Source organism: Polynucleobacter sp. 39-46-10, assembly GCF_002282275.1.
Map to the genome: position 1 here is coordinate 1 of NZ_NCJB01000453.1, position 1,537 is coordinate 1,537.

The window sequence follows — 1,537 nt, forward strand, 5'->3', positions numbered from 1 at the left end:
GCATTTTCCCCGAAAGCTCCAAAACCCTTGTTTTAAATATTTTTTAGCAGTTTTTTCTGACAGCCAATTCTGCTTATACCGATCGTTTTTACTATTCTCAGGGCAAACAATATGGCATGCCTCCACGCCATATTTCCCCCCAATCTTTTGACGATATTCTGAGTGAGCTCGGAGACGACCCTGCCATTCCAGACCCCCATGGCATTCGCAAAACATCCTGCCCTCCCAGAGTTGATGCAACACCCCAAAACAAAACTCCCAAGTCTGCTTTTTCTGCTAAATCCTTTGAACTAAAGGGCCTGACTTTCAGTTCACCTTGGATCGTTGGCAGCATCCTATTGCTCTGCGGGGGATGCCTCTTTTTTTATTTTGATGGCAATCAATCTGGGAACGAACTTGAGATAAGAACCCTAGAAAACCAACTATTGGCACTCAAAGAAGAATTTGAACTCTCGCAAAACGAATGGGCATCTGAGAAAGAGAATCTATACCAGGCAATAGAAGAAATAGAAGTAAGTATTCACTCAATTGAGATAAAAACGCCAACTCAGAGCACTCAAAGTAAACCGGTAGTGATTCCGCATGAGGCTGAACTTCGTCGCTGGCGATATTTAGGCATCACCCGTATGGGGACAGCGGAGCAAGCCTTTTTCCATACCGGCAATTCCACAAAAATGGTGGTCAAGGGGGATACAGTTCTGGGGGAATGGCGCCTAACCCAATCCGAAAAAGAGCTAGCTGTTTTGACTCACCCGAAAGGGAAATCCATCACTTTTAAGTCGACCCAATCAGAGTAACCCTATTGAAAATCCCATTAAAAACCCTCGCCAACTTTCTACTCTTATTGATGGCTGTTTATTTGAATCCAGCCCTCGGAAGCCACCCCGAAGCAAACTCATCGGTGTACCGCAAAGATAGTCGCATTAGCCTGCAATTTAGCCAAATTGAATTGACCGAGTTATTGCAGGTTTTAGCCAAAATGGGGGATACCAACTTTCTCCTCAGCGAATCCATTCAGGGCAAGATTTCAGTTGATCTTAAGGACACCCCTTGGCAAACCGCCCTCCATTCCATTCTTGCAAGCCGAGGCTTGAGACTCGTTCGAAATGGAGATATTTACTGGATTGGCCCTCATGCAGAAATTCAAAGTTTCCAAAAGTATCGACGGGAAGACGCCGCCCTACCTTTTGGAGGCGATCACATTAATAGCCCTCGGCAAATTCTCATAGAAGCTCGCATTGTTGAGGCTGATCAGCGCTTTGCCCGCGAACTTGGAGTGAAGTTGGGGTATCAGGCTAATGGTATTGGTGGTCACCCAGACCAAAATGCCAACGCCAATCTCGATCTAGGAGGGGCTGGCTTAGCTGGCTTTAACCCGGCCACATTGGCTGCAACTTTGGTTTCCAAGAATGCAGCCCGCCTTCTGCAAATAGAGCTCTCAGCTCTGGAATCCGATGGTCAAGGCAAGATTTTGTCTAACCCCCGCATCATGACTGGCGACCAAGTTAAAGCCACAATTGAGCAAGGAACCGAGCTT

The 1,537-nt window shown here is 46.6% G+C and carries 2 protein-coding genes; both read left to right on the forward strand.

Annotation, left to right across the window (positions count from 1 at the left end; all coding sequences use genetic code 11):
• The first annotated feature begins 116 nt into the window (after nt 1-116).
• Nucleotides 117-797, forward strand: coding sequence for a hypothetical protein (locus B7X71_RS16715; protein WP_293598600.1), 681 nt, complete (start codon nt 117-119; stop codon nt 795-797).
• A gap of 5 nt (nt 798-802) precedes the next feature.
• Nucleotides 803-1,537 (forward strand): secretin and TonB N-terminal domain-containing protein (locus B7X71_RS16720; RefSeq protein WP_293601565.1); only part of this gene is annotated, 735 nt, incomplete at its 3' end.